Below are 17,525 nucleotides of genomic sequence, written 5' to 3' on the forward strand. Positions count from 1 at the left end.
CACGGTTGCACTCGGGTATCAATCTGTGTTTCCGACTTCAGAGTCAGGTAAATCAACCATTCAGAGGCCGCTTATTTTTACTGTAACAAAAAGCCTTAAAGGCCCGTTTCTGTGGGGTTTCGTCCTATTTTGTGATCGCTAGCAGACTCGCCCTGCACTGTCGAGATATGGCGCCCGTGGCCGTTTGCGTATACTGCGCAGATGTTTTTCCCAACGGCTTTGCGTCCGCGGTACGCCAAATGGCTGATCGCAACCGGACTCTTCCTGATGCTCGGTGGCTGTGTTGATAAACCCAACACACTCGAGCGCGTAAAGGAGGATGGTGTGCTGCGGGTGATTACCCGTAACAGCCCCGCCACCTACTTTCAGGATCGCAGCGGTGAAACCGGCTTCGAATACGAGCTGGTGAAGCGCTTCGCCGACGATTTGGGTGTCGAGCTGAAGATCGAGACCGCCGACAACCTCGACGACCTCTTCGACCAGATCGGCAAACCGAATGGCCCGGTGCTGGCTGCCGCCGGTCTGGTCAGCAGCGAACAGCGCAAGAAACAGGTGCGCTTCTCGCACTCCTATCTGGAAGTCACCCCGCAGATCATTTATCGCAACGGTCAGTCGCGGCCGACCGACCCGGGTGATCTGGTCGGCAAGAAGATTATGGTGCTCAAAGGCAGTACCCATGCCGAACAACTGGCGGAGCTGAAAAAGAAACTCCCCGGCATTGAATATGAAGAGTCCGATGCGGTTGAAGTGGTCGACCTGCTGCGCATGGTCGATGAAGGGCAGATTGACCTGACCCTGGTCGACTCCAACGAAGTGGCGATGAACCAGGTGTATTTCACCAATATTCGCGTGGCCTTCGACCTTGGCGATGCGCGCAGCCAGAGCTGGGCGGTCGGCCCGGGAGAAGACAATAGCCTGCTCAACGAAATCAACGCGTATCTGGACAAGGTGCAGAAGAACGGCACACTGCAACGCTTGAAGGATCGTTATTACGGCCACGTCGATGTCCTCGGCTACATGGGTGCCACGACCTTCGCCCAGCACTTGCAGCAGCGCCTGCCGAAATACGAACAGCACTTCAAGAATTACGCGAAGAAAGAGAAAGTCGACTGGCGCCTGCTGGCAGCCATTGGTTATCAGGAATCGCTGTGGCAGCCGACCGTCACCTCGAAAACCGGTGTGCGCGGCCTGATGATGCTCACACAGAACACCGCTCAGGCGATGGGTGTGTCCAACCGCCTCGATCCGAAGCAGAGCATCATGGGCGGCGCCAAGTACCTGGCTTATATGAAGGACCAGCTCGACGATTCGATCAAGGAACCGGATCGCACGTGGTTCGCCCTGGCGGCGTACAACGTCGGCAGCGGTCATCTGGATGACGCGCGCAAGCTGACGGCCAAGGAAGGGTTGAACCCGGACAAATGGCTGGACGTGAAGAAGATCCTACCGCGCCTTTCCCAGAAGCAGTGGTACAGCAAGACGCGTTATGGCTACGCCCGAGGCGGCGAGCCGGTGCATTTTGTGGCGAACATTCGTCGTTACTACGACATTTTGACCTGGGTGACGCAGCCGCAGCTTGAGGGTGATCAAGTGGCTGAAGGCAATTTGCATGTGCCCGGCATCGACAAGTCAAAACCCGCGCAAGAACCTGCCCCGCTTTAAAAGCAAAAGATCGCAACCTTCGGCAGCTCCTACAGGGTTATGCGTACACCTGTAGCTGCCGAAGGCTGCGATCTTTTGATCTTAGCCCTTGAGAGCGGCCGCCAGAATCAGCGCCTTCATTTCCGATACTGCAGACTTGAAGCCGACGAACAACGCATGTGCCACCAGCGCATGGCCGATGTTCAGTTCGTTGATACCCTTGATTGCCGCTACGGCTTCAACGTTGTGGTAATGCAAGCCGTGACCCGCGTTAACGATCAGCCCTTGGGCCAAACCAAACGCCACACCGTCCGCCACACGCTTCAATTCTTCAGCCACTTCGGTCGGGGTTTCGGCATCGGCGTAACGACCGGTGTGCAACTCGATGGCTGGAGCGCCAACACGCTTCGACGCCGCAATCTGACGCTCGTCGGCATCGATGAACAGCGACACTTCGCTGCCGATCTTCGACAGACGTTCAACTGCTGCCTTGATGCGCTCTTCCTGCCCCGCTACATCCAGACCGCCTTCAGTGGTCAGTTCCTGACGGGTTTCCGGGACCAGGCAAATGTGCGCCGGACGGATGCGTTCGGCGAACGCCATCATTTCTTCGGTAACGCCCATTTCAAAGTTCATGCGGGTTTGCAGCACATCCTTGAGCAGCAGTACGTCGCGCTCCTGAATGTGCCGGCGGTCTTCACGCAGGTGCACGGTAATGCCATCAGCGCCCGCCTCTTCCGCGTCCAGCGCAGCCTTGACCGGATCCGGGTAGCGCGTGCCACGGGCCTGACGCAGGGTGGCGACGTGGTCGATGTTCACGCCAAGAAGAATGCGATTACTGGTGGTCACGGATGCGCGCTCCTGAAGAAAAAGATTCGGCGCACAGCATACACGGTGAAGGGTCTGTTTACGTCTGGGCCCGTTGCGCCGCTTCCAGACGTAAACAGACCCTTAGGGCTTGCGAAACAGCTCACGACTGACGAGAGGGCGACCGCCCAAATGAACGGCCAAGGCCTGCCGCATCAAGCGCTTGGCGGCGGACAGCGCACCGGGCGCGGTCCAGTCGGCTTCGGCCATGGCCAGTAGTTCGACGCCGTTGAACAGGCCGGGTTGCAGCAGGAAGACCCGCTCAAGTCCCGCATCCACTTGCAGACGATAGAGACCGTCTGGCGCGACGGGCTCGCCATGGACATCAGTGTTCAACGAAAAGCCGTAACCGAGATCGTCCAACAGTCGCCACTCGAAGGAGCGCAGCAATGGCTCCAGCGGTCGCCCTTCAGCCAGTGCCAGCAAAGTCGCGGCGTAGTGATCGAATACGCCCGGATGCGGGTCTTCAGCGGGCAGCAAACGAATCAGCAACTCATTGAGATAGAGACCGCTGAACAGCGCTTCGCCGTTGAGCCAGGCAGAGGTGCCAGAACCCTCCATGCGCCCGACATTCTTCAGCTCGCCCTTGCCGCGGAACTCCACTTCCAGCGACACGAACGGCCGCGCCAATGTCCCGGCCTTGCCCCGCGCACTGCGCAACACCGCCCGCAGCCGCCCTTGCGGCGTGAGGAAATCCACCAACGCACTGGTTTCGCGGTAGGCGCGAGAATGCAGGACGTAGGCGGGTTGGGCAGGAGGCGGGTTTTGCGACATGACGTTTTTCCCGGTCGGGATTGCAAAAAAAGATCGCAGCCTTCGACAGCTCCTACAGGTGTAAACAAGACATTGTAGGAGCTGCCGAAGGCTGCGATCTTTTGATCTTCGAATCGCTTACAGGTCGCCGTAACCCAGCGAACGCAGCGCACGCTCGTCGTCGGACCAGCCGCCCTTCACCTTGACCCACAGGTTGAGCATGATCTTGGAGTCGAACAGCAGTTCCATGTCCTTGCGCGCTTCGGTGCCGATGCGCTTGATACGCTCGCCCTTGTCGCCAATGATGATCTTCTTCTGGCCGTCACGTTCAACGAGGATCAAGGCGTGGATGTGCAGGGTTTTGCCCTGCTGCTTGAACTCTTCGATCTCGACGGTGATCTGGTACGGCAGCTCAGCGCCCATCTGGCGCATGATTTTCTCGCGCACCAGTTCAGCGGCGAGGAAACGGCTGCTGCGGTCGGTGATCTGGTCTTCCGGAAAGAAGTGATCGTTCTCCGGCAGATGATCGGCAATGACCTTTTCCAGCGCGTCGAGGTTGTGACCGTGTTGCGCCGAAATCGGAATGATCTGCGCGTTCGGCAGTTGTTCCTGCAACCAGCTCAGGTGCGGCATCAGCTCGGCTTTGTCTTCGATGCGGTCGGTCTTGTTCAGCGCGACGATCAGCGGACCCGTCACGTACTGCACGCGTTCAAGAACCATCTGGTCTTCGTCGGTCCACTTGGTGCGATCGACCACGAAGATCACCACGTCGACGTCTTTCAACGCCGCCGAAGCGGTTTTGTTCATGTAGCGGTTCAGGGCCTTTTCGCCACCCTTGTGCATGCCGGGGGTGTCGACGTAGATCGCCTGCACGTCACCTTCGGTTTTGATCCCGAGCATATTGTGGCGAGTGGTCTGCGGCTTGCGCGAAGTGATCGCGAGCTTCTGGCCAAGGATGTGGTTCAGCAACGTGGACTTGCCAACGTTGGGACGGCCGACGATGGCAACATAGCCACAGCGAGTTGCGTTTGTATCAGTCATTGCCATTCTCCACGCCCAGGGCAATCAGTGCTGCGGCGGCCGCTACCTGTTCGGCAATACGACGGCTCACACCCTGACCTCGGCTTTTTTCATTCAGTAAGACAACTTCGCACTCGACGAAGAAGGTTCGGCAGTGCGGCTCGCCCTGGATATCTACCACTTCGTAGCGTGGCAGATCGCAACCGCGCGATTGCAGGTGTTCCTGCAGGCGGGTTTTCGGATCCTTGTTGGTGTCGACCAGCGTCAGGCCTTCGAACTCACCGGCCAGCCAGGCCAGCACGCGCTCACGCGCCATGTCCATGCCGGCGTCGAGATAGATCGCGCCGATCAAGGCTTCGAGGGCGTCGGCCAGAATCGATTCGCGACGGAAACCGCCGCTTTTCAACTCGCCGGAACCCAGTCGCAGGTAATCGCCAAGGTCGAAACCGCGCGCCAGTACGGCCAGCGTCTCACCTTTTACCAAACGTGCGCGCAAACGCGACAACTGGCCTTCGCGGGCCAGCGGGAAGCGATCGAACAGCGCCTCGCCGGCAACGAAGTTGAGGATGGCATCGCCAAGGAATTCCAGGCGTTCGTTGTTGCGCCCGGCAAAACTGCGGTGCGTCAGAGCCAGCAGCATCAGCTCCTGGTCCTTGAAGGTGTAACCGAGCTGACGCTCGAGACGGCTTAGAGAAACGCTCACGGTTTACCCACGCTGAGTTCGTGGCTGGATTCCACTGCCATCGCCGGGATGCGGCGCAGGCCTGGGACAATTAACGCTGTGTTCAAAAATTAAATCCTGGCGATTGCGAAGCCGATTGTGCCGACTCCAGAAATGCATTCGGCGCTGTGGTCAACAGCGCCGTGTGTGATTACTTGATCAGGCCAACCCGCGAGAAATTCGGCAGGTGACTGAGTTTCGGTTCTGGCCAGCTCATCCAGACCGCGAAGGCCTTGCCGACGATATTCTGGTCGGGAACCATGCCCAGCAGATCCTTGGGAATGTTCGGATCATCCCAGTAGCGACTGTCATTCGAGTTGTCGCGGTTGTCGCCCATCATGAAGTAGTGCCCGGCAGGCACTGTCCACGAGCGATCCGGCGTGGCGCGGTAGCGGCTCATTTCCTTGCGGATCAGATGCTCGGCGGCGCCCAGTTTCTCTTTGTACAGTTCGGCGCTGCCCAGCGTGCCCGGCTCGGCGCCGACCATCTGCTCGGCAATCGACTCGCCGTTCACAAACAGACGCTTGTCGGCGGTGTAACGCACCGTGTCACCCGGCAGACCCACTACACGCTTGATGTAGTTGACGTTCGGATCGCTCGGGTAGCGGAACACCATCACATCGCCGCGCTGCGGATCACCGACTTCGATGATTTTCTTGTCGATCACCGGCAGGCGGATCCCGTAAGAAAACTTGTTCACCAGAATGAAGTCGCCGACATCCAGGGTCGGTTTCATCGAGCCCGAAGGGATCTGGAACGGCTCCACGAGGAACGAGCGCAGTACCAGCACGATGAACAACACCGGGAAGAACGACTTGCCGTATTCGACCAGCAGCGGCTCTTTATTCAGTTTTTCAACGACCACCCCGTCAGGCTGGCTGACGCTGCCTTGATAAGAGGCAATGGCAGCACGCCGACGCGGTGCCAGGATCAACAGATCAAGCAACGCCAACAGGCCGCAGACGAACACGGCGATGACCAGCAACAGCGGGAAATTTAGTGACATAGGACCTAACTATCCAACCTGAGCACGGCAAGGAAGGCTTCTTGTGGAATTTCCACGTTGCCGACCTGCTTCATGCGTTTCTTACCGGCCTTTTGCTTCTCGAGCAGTTTCTTCTTACGGCTGACGTCACCACCGTAGCATTTGGCCAATACGTTCTTTCTGAGCGCCTTGACGGTTGTCCGGGCAACGATCTGACCACCGATGGCGGCCTGAATGGCTACGTCGAACATCTGACGAGGAATCAGTTCTTTCATCTTCTCGGTCAACTGGCGACCTTTGTAGTGCGAGTTGTCACGGTGCACGATCAATGCAAGGGCATCGACCTTGTCGCCGTTGATCAGCACGTCCAGTTTCACCAGATTAGCCGATTGGTAACGATCGAAATGGTAATCCAGCGAAGCATAGCCACGGCTGGTGGATTTGAGACGGTCGAAGAAGTCCAGGACCACTTCGTTCATCGGCAGGTCGTAAGTGACTTGCACCTGATTGCCGAGGAACAGCATGTCGACTTGAACGCCACGCTTCTCGATGCACAGGGTGATGACGTTGCCCAAGTGTTCCTGCGGCACCAGAATGTTGGCGCGCACGATCGGCTCGCGCATGTCTTCGATCGACGACACATCCGGCAGCTTGGACGGGTTGTCGACGTAAATCGTTTCACCGGTTTTCAGCACCAGCTCGAAGATTACCGTCGGCGCCGTGGTGATCAGGTCCAGGTTGTACTCGCGCTCAAGGCGCTCCTGGATGATTTCCATGTGCAGCATGCCGAGGAACCCGCAACGGAAGCCGAAGCCCAGTGCGTCGGAGCTTTCCGGGGTGTATTGCAGCGACGAGTCGTTGAGGGTCAGCTTCTGCAGCGCTTCGCGGAAATCCTCGAAGTCGTCGGAGCTGACCGGGAACAGACCGGCGTAAACCTGCGGCTGGATGCGTTTGAAGCCGGGCAGCACTTCAACGTCCGGGGTAGAGCTCAGGGTCAGGGTGTCACCGACCGGTGCACCGTGAATGTCCTTGATGCTGGCAATGATGAAGCCCACTTCGCCGGCCTTGAGGTCAGCGGTGGCGGTGTGTTTCGGGTTGAACACGCCAACGCTGTCGACCAGGTGGATCTTGCCGGTGGACTTGACGAGGATCTTGTCGCCCTTCTTCACGCGACCATGACGCACGCGCACCAGGGAGACAACGCCCAGGTAGTTGTCGAACCAGGAATCGATGATCAACGCTTGCAGCGGATCTTCGATGTTGCCGGTCGGCGCAGGAATGGTCTGCACAAGGCGCTCGAGCACTTCGTCGACACCCAGGCCGGTTTTGGCGCTGCAGGTGACGGCGTCGGTGGCGTCGATGCCGATGATCTTCTCGATCTCGTCCTTGACGCGCTCAGGATCAGCCTGCGGCAGGTCGATCTTGTTCAGCACCGGCATGACCTCAAGGCCCTGCTCGATGGCGGTGTAGCAGTTGGCCACGGACTGGGCTTCAACACCCTGACCCGCATCGACCACCAGCAAGGCACCTTCACACGCGGCCAGGGAACGGCTGACTTCGTAGGTGAAGTCGACGTGGCCCGGGGTGTCAATGAAGTTCAGCTGATACTTGATGCCGTCTTTGGCGGTGTAATAGAGGGTAACGCTGTGGGCCTTGATGGTGATCCCGCGTTCACGCTCCAGATCCATGGAATCCAGTACCTGGGCTTCCATTTCACGCTCGGCCAGGCCGCCGCACATCTGGATGAAGCGATCGGCCAGCGTCGACTTGCCATGGTCAATGTGGGCGATGATGGAGAAATTGCGGATATGACTCAAATCACTCACGGATCAACACTCAAAAAGGCTGCAGGCATAGCCCGCCGAAAAATAGCCGGGAATTGTACCTGATACACGGCGCAAGCGTCACGTTCGCCTGTCACCCGGATTGCATGCAAAAACGCCCCGATCTGTCGACCGAGGCGTTTTCGAGGTTTAAAGCACAGGTCAATCGCCTGTCATCAACCGGCTCTTCGCAGCAGCCAGACACCCGCCAGCGCACAAACCCCGGCCGGCACCAGTACCGCGAACAGCGGCGAGAAACCGAACACCAGGCTCGACGGGCCGAGCAAATCCTGGACGATACGGAAGGTGAAGCCCACCAGAACACCGGTGAACACGCGCTGACCGAGAGTCACCGAACGCAACGGACCGAAGATGAAGGAGATCGCCATCAACACCAGAGCGGCAGTGACCAACGGCTGCAACACCTTGACCCAAAATGCCAGCCAGTAACGGCCGTTGCTCAGGCCTTGCTCGGACAGGTAGTGGATGTAACCCCACAAGCCACTGATCGACAGCGATTCCGGCGCCATGACCACGGTGCTGAGCAATTGCGGGCTCAACGCCACGTCCCATTGCTCACTCGGGGTATTGACGACTTCCGTGCTGCGCTCATGGAACAGCGTGGTGACAACGTCGGTGAGTTGCCACTTATTGCCGTCGAACTCGGCCTTCTTGGCGAAGCTCGAACTCAGCAGATGGCGCTCCTTGTCGAAGTGATAGCGGGTCACGCCATACAACAGGCCGTTCGGTTGCACGGCGTTGATGTGGATGAATTCTTCACCCTGACGGTGCCACATACCGTGCTTGGCGCTCTGCGCGTCGCCGCTGCCTTGCGCCAGCGAGCGATTGGCCTGCGCCATGCTTTCGGTTGCCGGAGCAACGTACTCGCCGATCAGCACACCGGCCAGCATCAGCACCAGCATTGGCTTCATTACAGCCCAGACAATACGGCCGATGGACACGCCTGCAGCGCGCATGACCGTCAGCTCACTGCTGCTGGCCAGACTGCCGAGGCCGATCAGGCAGCCGATCAATGCGGCCATTGGCAGCATTTCGTAGAGACGGCGCGGCGCGGTCAGCAGTACGAAGCTCAGGACATCAACGAGGGTGTAGGTTTCGCTGACGTCACCCATCTCATCGATGAAGGCGAACAGCGTCGCCAGGCCGAGAATGATGGCGAGCACGGCAATGATCGCCATGAACACGCTGCTGCCGATGTAGCGATCGAGTTTAACCACGGGCCACCTCCAGCGCTGCGGAGCGACGGCTGGCCATCTTCAGGCGTAGCGGCTCCCAATAGAGCAGGCCGAGACCGATGAACAGGAAGATCGCGTGCACCCACCATAGGCCAAGGGCCGGCGGGATCTTGCCTTTTTCAAGGGCGCCGCGGGCGGCAATCAGGATGGTCAGGTAAGCCATATAAAGAAGAATCGCCGGCAGCAGCTTGAGGAAACGCCCTTGGCGCGGATTGACTCGCGACAGTGGCACCGCCATCAAGGTCACGATAAATACCAGCAGCGGCAGGGACAAACGCCATTGCAGTTCGGTTTTCGAGCGAATGTCATCGCTGCCCAGCAGAGACGAGGTCGGCATGGCGTCGCGATCGGTGACTTCTTCGCTGACGTCCGGCTTGGGCAACAGCACGCCGTAGGTTTCGTAATGAATGGCACGGTAATCGGCCTGACCCGGACTGCCGTCGTAGCGGTAGCCGTTATCGAGGATCAGATAGCGGTTGCCGTCGGGGCGCACTTCCTGGCGACCGCTTTCAGCCACCAGCACGGAAATCCCGCGATCCTTTTGATCGGCGCCGAGGTTCTTCTGCGAAATGAACACGCTACCCAGGTTGACGCGATCGTCACTCAGGGTTTCGGTGTAGGTCACCCGGGTGCCGTCACGCAGGGCCTGGAAGCGTCCCGGCTCGAGGGTATCGAATTCGGTCAGCGCGTCCTGCTTGTTCAGCAGCAACTGGAACTGGTTGGCGCCTTGTGGGGCCAGCCCAAGGCTCAGCCATGCCACCACCAGCGCAACCAGGGTCGCTGGAAACAAGGTCATGCGAAACAGCTTCTGCTGGCTCATGCCGGTGGCCGACAGCACGGTCATCTCGCTTTCCAAGTACAGGCGACCGTACGCCAGCAGGATCCCGAGGAACAGGCCCAGCGGCAGAATCAGTTGCAGAAACCCCGGCAGACGAAAGCCCATGATCAGGAACAGCGAGCCCGGATCGAGCTGACCGGCAGCGGCCTGAGCGAGGTATTTGATGAAGCGACCGCTCATGATGATGACCAACAGCACGGCACTCACGGCGCTGAGGGTCAACAGGACTTCGCGGGACAGATAACGGAAGACGATCAAACCAGACACTCCAGGGTTGTCAGGCTAAGGCGGCCAAACAAGCAAACACATCGACCGGCCCGCAACGCAGAGCCGTCGAAAAAAGATGCGGCATTATCCTGTGATTGGAGGCGCCTGTCACTGCGCACACTCATCCATGTCTGTAATCCTTTGCAGATCGTACAACCTAGGGGGCGTTCTCAATTAGTTTTCACACCGCGCCGGGTCTGCTGTTGTGCAGGGCAAGGCGCGAGAAGCGTGGTTTGGTCATTCCAAATAAGCTTCGAGCAACGCAGCCCTGCACAACAGCAGGCCCGGCCCTTCGGGTTGTGCCTTAGAGCCGGCCAGTCTGCGTTGCAGGCCTTGGAAAGGGAACAACCATTCCCAGCGGCCTGCGCCTTGCCTGGCTGGCTTTAAGGCGACAACGCGGTGTGAAAACTAATTGAGAACGCCCCCTAGGGTTGTCAGGCGCGGGGAGCGAGGTTCAAACTGCGGCCCTTGTCGCAGGCTTTGGCCTGCGCCTCTTCTATCTATAAGCAGGCGACTGCGGACACCGCCGAACGCCTGCGTGTTGACCATTCATTCAGGGATCCGGACATGGAACTGGTTGTAAAAAGCGTTGGCCCAGAAACGTTGAAAACCGCCACCCTGGTGGTTGCCGTCGGTGAAGGCCGCAAACTCGGTGTCGCCGCCAAACAGGTCGACGAACTCAGCGGTGGCGCGATCAGCGCCGTTCTCAAGCGTGGCGATCTGGCCGGCAAGGTCGGCCAGAGCCTGTTGCTGCACAGCCTGCCAAACCTGAAAGCCGAGCGCGTGCTGCTGGTCGGTGTGGGCAAGGATGAAGAACTGGGCGACCGCCCGTTCCGCAAAATCGTTGCTGGCATCCTCAACACCCTGAAGGGCCTGGGCGGCAGCGACGCCGTGCTGGCGCTGGATGAAATTATTGTCAAAAACCGCGACAGCTACGGTAAAACCCGTCTGCTGGCGGAAACCCTGGTGGACGGCGAATACACCTTCGACCAGTTCAAGAGCCAGAAAGCCGAACCGCGCGCCCTGAAGAAAATCACCCTGCTGACCATCAAGGCCGCCCAAGCCGAAGTGCAACGCGCCGTGAACCACGCCACTGCAATCGCCAACGGCATGGCCTTCACCCGCGATCTGGGCAACCTGCCGCCGAACATCTGCCACCCGACTTTCCTCGGCGAACAAGCGAAGAACCTCGGCAAAGAGTTCAAGGATCTGAAAGTCGAAGTCCTCGACGAGAAGAAGATCAAATCCCTGGGCATGGGCTCGTTCTACGCCGTCGGCCAAGGCAGCGAGCAGCCGCCGCGCCTGATCGTCATGCAATACAACGGCGGCAAGAAATCCGAGAAGCCGTACGCACTGGTCGGTAAAGGCATCACCTTCGACACCGGCGGCATCAGCCTGAAGCCAGGCGCCGGCATGGACGAAATGAAATACGACATGGGCGGCGCTGCCTCCGTGTTCGGCACCCTGCGCGCCGTGCTTGAGCTGAAACTGCCGATCAACCTGGTGTGCATCCTCGCCTGCGCGGAAAACATGCCGAGCGGCAACGCCACACGTCCAGGCGACATCGTCACCACCATGAGCGGCCAGACCGTGGAAATCCTCAACACCGACGCCGAAGGCCGTCTGGTGCTGTGCGATGCGCTGACCTACTCCGAGCGCTTCAAGCCACAAGCGGTGATCGACATTGCCACCCTGACCGGCGCTTGCGTCGTCGCACTGGGTGCGCACACCTCGGGTCTACTGGGCAACAACGACGAACTGATCGGCCAACTGCTCAGCGCCGGTAAAGCCGCTGACGACCGCGCCTGGCAACTGCCGCTGTTCGACGAGTACCAGGAACAACTGGACAGCCCGTTTGCCGACATCGCCAACATTGGCGGGCCGAAGGCCGGCACGATCACCGCCGCGTGCTTCCTCTCACGCTTCACCAAAAACCTCAACTGGGCGCACCTGGACATCGCCGGCACCGCATGGACCAGCGGTGGCAAGGACAAGGGCGCCACTGGCCGTCCAGTACCTCTGCTGACCCAGTACCTGCTGGATCGCGCCAAAGCCTGAACCCGCTGATGGGCGGCGTCACTCTCGGGTGACGCCGCTTGCCGCTCTGGAACCGCAATGACCAAAGTCGATTTTTACATCCTGCCCAGCGCCGACCCGTCGGCTCGCCTGGATTTTGCCTGCAAACTCACCGAGAAAGCCTGGCGCATGGGCCATCGCATCTATCTGCATTGCAGCGATGCGGCTCAGCGTGACGATCTCGATGCGCGCCTGTGGGCATTCAAGGGCGAAACGTTCGTGCCTCACGGCCCGGCTGACAGTGAACCGGACGGTTTGATTGTGCTGGGGTTGGGTGACGACTGCGGTCAGCATCAGGATTTACTGGTCAATCTCGATCTGAAAGTCCCGGCCTTCGCCAGCAAATTCGCCCGGGTGGCGGAAGTGGTGGTCGAAGATCCGACGATTCGGGCGGCCGCGCGGGAGAGTTTCCGTTTCTACCGCGAACAGGGCTATCCTCTGCAAGATCACCGTTTACAGCGACTCTGAGCATTCCAATGGACACTCCGAAACCGCAGCAAAAGCCAACACACCTGCTGGACGATCTCGAATCGATTCGCCAGTTGCTCGGCGACGACAACCTGCAACCACCGCTGTTGACCGACACGGTCGACGACGGCGAACAGGAACAGATTCCGATGTTGTTTGACTCTGTCGGCGCCGAGCCGGCTGCTGTCGAACCATCACCCGCGCCAGCCCCGACACCCGCCGCGCAACCTGTGGCACCTGTGAATAAAGGCCCGGACGCCCTGCTCCACCTCGACAGCGAACTGCGTGCCGCCGCGCAATTGATCATGCAGGACGTGATCGACGACTTCGCGCCGCACATCGAAACCGAAATCAAACGCCGGCTCGATGCGCGGATGGAACGGCTGCTGAGTCAGTACGAATAACCCGTCCCGTGTAGGAGCTGCCGCAGGCTGCGATCTTTTGGCCTTTGTTTTTTAAAGACAAGATCAAAAGATCGCAGCCTTCGGCAGCTCCTACATTTAGATCTCCATCCGGCCCGCCCCGCTCGCCCTCGGCCCCATGCCCCGCTATACTCGTCGGCTTTTCCTGAATTAATGCCAATAGGGTCCCGCCGCGCATGGATAAGACCTACCAGCCGCACGCCATTGAAACTTCCTGGTACAACACCTGGGAGTCCGAGAACTACTTCGCCCCGCAAGGCGCGGGCGACTCCTACACCATCATGATCCCGCCGCCGAACGTCACCGGCAGCCTGCACATGGGTCACGGTTTCAACAACGCGATCATGGACGCCCTGATCCGTTTCCGTCGCATGCAGGGGCGCAACACCCTGTGGCAGCCGGGCACCGACCACGCCGGTATCGCAACGCAAATGCTGGTGGAGCGTCAACTCGAAGCCCAGGGCCAGAATCGCCATGATCTGGGCCGCGAAAAATTCCTCGAGAAAGTCTGGGAATGGAAGGATCAGTCCGGTGGCAACATCAGCCGTCAGATCCGCCGCCTCGGCTCGTCCGTTGACTGGAGCCGCGAGCGCTTCACCATGGACGACGGCCTCTCGGAAGCGGTTAAAGAAGCGTTCGTGCGCCTGCACGAAGACGGCCTGATCTATCGCGGCAAGCGCCTGGTCAACTGGGACACCAAACTGCACACGGCGATTTCCGACCTCGAAGTGGAAAACCACGACGAGAAAGGTTTCCTGTGGAACCTCAAGTACCCGTTGGCCGACGGCGCGAAAACCGCTGATGGCAACGATTTCCTGATCGTCGCGACCACCCGTCCGGAAACCATGCTCGGCGACTCCGCCGTCGCGGTTAACCCGAACGACGAGCGCTACCAGGCCCTGATCGGCAAATTTGTCGAGCTGCCACTGGTTGGCCGCCGCATCCCGATCATCGCCGACGATTACTGCGACCCTGAATTCGGCACCGGCTGCGTGAAAATCACCCCGGCCCACGATTTCAACGACTACGAAGTCGGCAAGCGCCACAACCTGCCGCTGCTGAACATCTTCGACAAGAACGCCAACGTGCTGCCGGCAGCGCAGGTGTTCAACCTTGATGGCACGCTGAACGACAGCATCGATGGCCAGATTCCGGCTGAATATGCAGGTCTTGAGCGTTTCGAAGCGCGCAAGCAAATCGTTGCGGCATTTGACGCCGCCGGCCTGTTGGTCAGCGTCAACGACCACGGCCTGAAAGTCCCGAAAGGCGACCGCTCCGGCACCATCATCGAGCCGTGGTTGACCGACCAGTGGTACGTGTCGACCAAGCCTTTGGCCGAGCCTGCGATTGCCGCCGTTGAAGACGGCCGCATCCAGTTCGTGCCGAAGCAGTACGAAAACATGTACTTCTCGTGGATGCGCGACATTCAGGACTGGTGCATCAGCCGTCAGCTGTGGTGGGGCCACCGGATTCCGGCCTGGTACGACGAGTCGGGCAAAGTCTACGTCGGTCGCGACGAAGCCGAAGTACGTGCCAAGCACAACCTCGGTCCGGACGTGGCGCTGCAACAGGACAACGACGTACTCGACACCTGGTTCAGTTCGGGTCTGTGGACCTTCTCCACCCTGGGCTGGCCGGAAAAAACCGAGTTCCTGAAGAAATTCCACTCCACCGACGTACTGGTGACGGGCTTCGACATCATTTTCTTCTGGGTTGCCCGGATGATCATGCTGACCATGCACCTGATCAAGAACGAAGACGGCACGCCGCAGGTGCCGTTCAAGACCGTTTATGTGCACGGTCTGGTGCGCGATGGCCAGGGCCAGAAGATGTCCAAGTCCAAGGGCAACGTCCTGGATCCGCTGGACATCATCGACGGTATCGAGCTGGAAGAGCTGGTGCAGAAGCGCACCTCCGGCATGATGCAGCCGAAACTGGCGAAGAAGATCGAGAAGCAGACCCGCGAGGAGTTCGCCGACGGCATCGCCAGCTACGGCACCGACGCCCTGCGCTTCACTTTCTGCTCGCTGGCCTCGACCGGTCGCGACATCAAGTTCGACATGGGCCGCGTCGAAGGCTATCGCAACTTCTGCAACAAGATCTGGAACGCCGCGCGTTACGTTCTGGACAAGGGCGAAGACTGCGGCCAGAACGGCGAAGCCTACGAGCTGTCGCTGGCCGATCGCTGGATCATCTCGCAGCTGCAACGCACCGAAGCCGAAGTGACCCGTCAACTCGATCAGTTCCGTTTCGACCTGGCAGCACAAGCGCTGTACGAGTTCATCTGGAACCAGTACTGCGACTGGTACCTGGAACTGTCCAAGCCAGTGCTGTGGGACGAGAATGCGCCGGTTGAACGTCAGCGCGGCACCCGCCGCACGCTGGTTCGCGTACTGGAAGTGGCGCTGCGTCTGGCGCATCCGTTCATGCCGTTCATCACTGAAGAAATCTGGCAGCGCATCGCGCCGCTGGCTGGTATTCAGGGCAAGACGATCATGCTGCAAGCGTGGCCAGTGGCCAACGAAGAGCGCATCGATCCCGCGGCCGAAGACGACATCGAATGGCTCAAGGAACTGATGCTCGGCACGCGTAACATCCGTGGCGAAATGAACATCGGCCCGGGCAAACCGCTGCCAATCTACCTGAAGAACGTCAGCGCTGAAGACCAGCGCCGTCTGACCGAGAACGAAGCGCTGCTGAAGAAACTGGCGCGACTGGAATCGATCACTGTTCTGAAGGCCGGCGAAGAAGCGCCGCTGTCCGCCACCGCACTGGTTGGCGAGATGGAAGTGCTGGTACCAATGGCCGGCCTGATCGACAAGGGCGCTGAACTGGCGCGTCTGGACAAGGAAATCCTGCGTTTGCAGGGCGAAGTCCAGCGCGTTGGCGGCAAACTGTCCAACGCCGGTTTCGTCGACAAGGCCCCGGCCGAAGTCATCGAAAAAGAACGCGCCAAACTGGCCGAGGCTGAACAAGCCCTGGGCAAACTGGCCGAGCAGCACGCGCGGATTGCCAGCCTGTAACTGGTAAATCGCAATAAAAAAGGGAGGCCCAGGTGGCCTCCCTTTTTTATGGTTCCCGCCACCTTCCCCTGTAGGAGCTGCCGAAGGCTGCGATCTTTTGATCTTGTTTTTCAGGATCAAGATCAAAAGATCGCAGCCTTCGGCAGCTCCTACATAAATCAAAATCCCCAAGTCCAAGGTCATGGGTCACAGGTTCGGCGCATGGCTCATCAATGTGGGACAATACCCGCCACTTTCAGCCATACCCGAATCGACCACGCCCATGAACGCCCCCCGCACACCCAAACCTGCGCGCAAGAAGCCTGACACCGCGACCCCGGCCAAGACCGTCGAGCCGCGTGAAAAGGCCAGCCTGCACCCGCGCAATCGCCATCAGGGTCGTTACGACTTCCCGGCGCTGATCAAGACCACGCCGGAACTGGCGAAGTTCGTGATCACCAACCCGTACGGCAAGGAAAGCATCGACTTTGCCAGCCCCGATGCGGTGCGCGTGTTCAACCGGGCGCTGCTCAAGTCGTTCTATGGCATCCAGCATTGGGACATCCCGGCAGATTACCTCTGCCCGCCTGTTCCGGGCCGTGCCGATTACGTGCACTTCCTTGCGGATTTGCTGGCCAGCATGAACGACGGCAAGGTCCCGCGCGGTGCGATCGTCAACGTGCTGGACATCGGCATGGGTGCCAACTGCGTGTATCCGCTGATCGGTAACAGCGAATACCGCTGGCACTTCCTCGGCTCGGAGATCGACCCGACGGCCGTGGCCGCTGCAACGGCCATCGTCCAGTCCAACGATCTGAACAAGGTCATCAAGCTGCGCCAGCAGGAGAACCGCAAGCACATCCTGATTGGTCTGTTGGAACCGGGTGAGCGCTTTGACCTGACCATGTGCAATCCGCCTTTCCACGCTTCGATGGACGAAGCGACCAAGGGCAGCGAGCGCAAATGGCGTGCACTGGGCAAGGCCGACCCGAAACGCAAACTACCGGTGCTGAACTTCGGTGGCCAATCGGCCGAGCTGTGGTGCGAGGGCGGTGAAGCGCGCTTCGTGACGCAACTGATCGCTGAGAGCGCGAACTTCCAGCACAAGGTGCTGTGGTTCAGCACGCTGGTGTCGAAAGCCTCGAACCTGCCCGCCATCGAAACCGCACTGAAAAAGGCTGGCGTGCTGGAAAGCCAAGTGGTGGAGATGTCTCAGGGCCAGAAGCAAAGCCGTTTCGTCGCCTGGACGTTCCAGACCAAGTCCGAGCAGCAGATCTGGCGCCGCGAGCGCTGGGTTCGCTAATAGCTGCGCAGATGCCCCTGTAGGAGCTGCGGCACGCTGCGATCTTTTGATCTTGATCCTGAAGAACAAGATCAAAAGATCGC

At 59.5% G+C, this 17,525-nt stretch carries 14 protein-coding genes; 6 read left to right on the forward strand and 8 right to left on the reverse strand.

The features are described from left to right. Positions 1-201: 201 nt before the first annotated feature. Positions 202-1,662 (forward strand): membrane-bound lytic murein transglycosylase MltF, encoded by a 1,461-nt coding sequence (gene mltF / locus ACM6JQ_RS22210; protein ID WP_414894678.1) that lies wholly within the window; start codon positions 202-204, stop codon positions 1,660-1,662. A gap of 81 nt (positions 1,663-1,743) precedes the next feature. Here mltF and pdxJ read toward each other — a convergent pair whose 3' ends face one another. The 8 genes from pdxJ to lptF form a co-directional block, all read right to left on the reverse strand. Continuing rightward, positions 1,744-2,490, reverse strand: a complete 747-nt coding sequence (gene pdxJ / locus ACM6JQ_RS22215; protein WP_047292711.1) for a pyridoxine 5'-phosphate synthase — start codon at positions 2,488-2,490, stop codon at positions 1,744-1,746. 102 nt (positions 2,491-2,592) lie between these two features. Then, positions 2,593-3,282: a DNA repair protein RecO gene (gene recO, locus ACM6JQ_RS22220; RefSeq protein WP_095112584.1), complete on the reverse strand. Its 690-nt coding sequence runs from the start codon at positions 3,280-3,282 to the stop codon at positions 2,593-2,595. Positions 3,283-3,399: 117 nt separating this feature from the next. Beyond that, on the reverse strand, positions 3,400-4,302 hold the full coding sequence (gene era / locus ACM6JQ_RS22225; protein ID WP_007909024.1) for a GTPase Era: 903 nt from the start codon (positions 4,300-4,302) through the stop codon (positions 3,400-3,402). Continuing rightward, entirely contained in the window at positions 4,295-4,984 is a 690-nt protein-coding gene (gene rnc / locus ACM6JQ_RS22230) for a ribonuclease III (RefSeq protein WP_016986099.1), read from the reverse strand. Before rnc ends, era begins: the two co-directional genes overlap by 8 nt. A gap of 169 nt (positions 4,985-5,153) precedes the next feature. Continuing rightward, the gene (lepB, locus tag ACM6JQ_RS22235; RefSeq protein ID WP_007909027.1) at positions 5,154-6,008 is read right to left on the reverse strand and encodes a signal peptidase I; all 855 of its coding nucleotides are present in this window, start codon (positions 6,006-6,008) and stop codon (positions 5,154-5,156) included. A 5-nt stretch (positions 6,009-6,013) separates the two neighbouring features. After that, entirely contained in the window at positions 6,014-7,813 is a 1,800-nt protein-coding gene (gene lepA, locus ACM6JQ_RS22240) for a translation elongation factor 4 (RefSeq protein ID WP_007909029.1), read from the reverse strand. A gap of 173 nt (positions 7,814-7,986) precedes the next feature. Next, positions 7,987-9,048, reverse strand: coding sequence for an LPS export ABC transporter permease LptG (lptG, locus tag ACM6JQ_RS22245; RefSeq protein WP_414894679.1), 1,062 nt, complete (start codon positions 9,046-9,048; stop codon positions 7,987-7,989). Continuing rightward, the gene (gene lptF, locus ACM6JQ_RS22250; RefSeq protein WP_007909044.1) at positions 9,041-10,162 is read right to left on the reverse strand and encodes an LPS export ABC transporter permease LptF; all 1,122 of its coding nucleotides are present in this window, start codon (positions 10,160-10,162) and stop codon (positions 9,041-9,043) included. The genes lptG and lptF overlap by 8 nt, the downstream gene beginning before the upstream one ends. Positions 10,163-10,738: 576 nt before the next feature. Between lptF and ACM6JQ_RS22255 the strand changes: the two genes are divergently transcribed. From ACM6JQ_RS22255 to rlmF, 5 genes are all read left to right on the forward strand, one after another. Further along, complete coding sequence (locus ACM6JQ_RS22255) at positions 10,739-12,229, forward strand: leucyl aminopeptidase (RefSeq protein WP_007950052.1); 1,491 nt, start codon at positions 10,739-10,741, stop codon at positions 12,227-12,229. 57 nt (positions 12,230-12,286) lie between these two features. Further along, positions 12,287-12,715: a DNA polymerase III subunit chi gene (locus ACM6JQ_RS22260; RefSeq protein ID WP_007909049.1), complete on the forward strand. Its 429-nt coding sequence runs from the start codon at positions 12,287-12,289 to the stop codon at positions 12,713-12,715. Between the two features lie 8 nt (positions 12,716-12,723). Beyond that, the gene (locus ACM6JQ_RS22265) at positions 12,724-13,119 is read left to right on the forward strand and encodes a hypothetical protein (RefSeq protein WP_007909050.1); all 396 of its coding nucleotides are present in this window, start codon (positions 12,724-12,726) and stop codon (positions 13,117-13,119) included. Between the two features lie 194 nt (positions 13,120-13,313). Further along, positions 13,314-16,160 (forward strand): valine--tRNA ligase, encoded by a 2,847-nt coding sequence (locus ACM6JQ_RS22270; protein WP_414894680.1) that lies wholly within the window; start codon positions 13,314-13,316, stop codon positions 16,158-16,160. A 262-nt stretch (positions 16,161-16,422) separates the two neighbouring features. Beyond that, positions 16,423-17,442, forward strand: coding sequence for a 23S rRNA (adenine(1618)-N(6))-methyltransferase RlmF (gene rlmF / locus ACM6JQ_RS22275; RefSeq protein ID WP_095112592.1), 1,020 nt, complete (start codon positions 16,423-16,425; stop codon positions 17,440-17,442). Positions 17,443-17,525 lie beyond the last annotated feature (83 nt).

It is taken from the genome of Pseudomonas sp. IT-232MI5 (genome assembly GCF_949767845.1).
Classification (GTDB): Bacteria; Pseudomonadota; Gammaproteobacteria; order Pseudomonadales; family Pseudomonadaceae; genus Aquipseudomonas.

Excerpts from the sequence above, each read along its gene's own strand:
- mltF (WP_414894678.1), top strand. The coding sequence starts at position 202 with ATGTTTTTCCCAACGGCTTTGCGTCCGCGGTACGCCAAATGGCTGATC.
- recO (WP_095112584.1), bottom strand. The coding sequence starts at position 3,282 with ATGTCGCAAAACCCGCCTCCTGCCCAACCCGCCTACGTCCTGCATTCT.
- era (WP_007909024.1), bottom strand. The coding sequence starts at position 4,302 with ATGACTGATACAAACGCAACTCGCTGTGGCTATGTTGCCATCGTCGGC.
- lepB (WP_007909027.1), bottom strand. The coding sequence starts at position 6,008 with ATGTCACTAAATTTCCCGCTGTTGCTGGTCATCGCCGTGTTCGTCTGC.
- ACM6JQ_RS22255 (WP_007950052.1), top strand. The coding sequence starts at position 10,739 with ATGGAACTGGTTGTAAAAAGCGTTGGCCCAGAAACGTTGAAAACCGCC.
- ACM6JQ_RS22260 (WP_007909049.1), top strand. The coding sequence starts at position 12,287 with ATGACCAAAGTCGATTTTTACATCCTGCCCAGCGCCGACCCGTCGGCT.
- ACM6JQ_RS22265 (WP_007909050.1), top strand. The coding sequence starts at position 12,724 with ATGGACACTCCGAAACCGCAGCAAAAGCCAACACACCTGCTGGACGAT.
- ACM6JQ_RS22270 (WP_414894680.1), top strand. The coding sequence starts at position 13,314 with ATGGATAAGACCTACCAGCCGCACGCCATTGAAACTTCCTGGTACAAC.
- rlmF (WP_095112592.1), top strand. The coding sequence starts at position 16,423 with ATGAACGCCCCCCGCACACCCAAACCTGCGCGCAAGAAGCCTGACACC.